This is a genomic window from Vibrio sp. 378, assembly GCF_033339435.1.
The window spans coordinates 1-918 of sequence record NZ_JAWOUO010000249.1; the positions used below are offsets into that span (position 1 = coordinate 1).

The 918-nt window shown below is 45.9% G+C and carries 1 protein-coding gene; it reads left to right on the forward strand.

The window, feature by feature from the left end:
• A partial coding sequence (locus R7Q48_RS25495; protein WP_318132937.1) for a CatB-related O-acetyltransferase occupies positions 1 to 605 on the forward strand: 605 nt, incomplete at its 5' end.
• Between the last annotated feature and the right edge of the window lie 313 nt (positions 606 to 918).

The following is a 918-nucleotide window of genomic DNA, read 5'->3' on the forward strand; positions in this document are numbered from 1 at the left end:
ACCAAGTGGTGCAAAACGCCAACATCCATATTAAAGGTACTCACAGTTATTACAGCGATTGCTGGGATAATGGTTTTGAGCAATCCGTCGTTCGTTATCTGCTGGGGGATGAAATCAGCAAGCAGTGGCAACCCCGTTGGGAAGTCGACCAACTCTATATTGGTGATTATGTTTGTATCGCCGCCGAAGCGGTGATTTTAATGGGTGGCAATCACAATCATCGAACCGATTGGTTCTGCTTGTATCCGTTTCTTGATGATGTCGAACGTTCCTATCAAAGCAGGGGCGACACGATTATCGGAGATGCTGTCTGGATTGGAATGCGCGCGATGATCATGCCAGGCGTTACGATTGGAGAGGGCGCGGTGATTGCCGCAAATAGTGTCGTGACGAAAAACGTGCCGCCGTACACCGTGGTAGCGGGCGCTCCTGCTAAGCCGATCAAAACTCGTTTTGACCCAGAGACGATTGATAAGTTATTGGCTCTTAAGATGTATTCTTGGGATGAGGCTAAGTTTAACGCGCTTCGCTCTTTTATCTGTGGAAATGATATTGAGCAGTTAATCATTGCGGAAAGTAACTATAAAGATGGCGAATGTCACTGAAATGAGGAACATTATCAGCGATATGTTATAATCTCGCTCCGTTGTGACGAAAACTATTGTTGCAGCTTGTGCGTTTCCTTGGCATCGATTCGTTTAAATCACCATGAGTCAGAGTTGAAAAACTACGATAGGAACAAGCAAACTCAATTGTTTGAACGCGATCTCGGCGTTTTGACGGTTACAGCGGGAAGGAACTTTGTTCGATAGTAATCGACGCATTCTGTTTAAGTAAGGGAGCCCATTGCGCGGTTCAGAAAGTGTCACTAGAACTTACTCACAACATTATACCCGGCGCATTGACCACGCGTTTTTG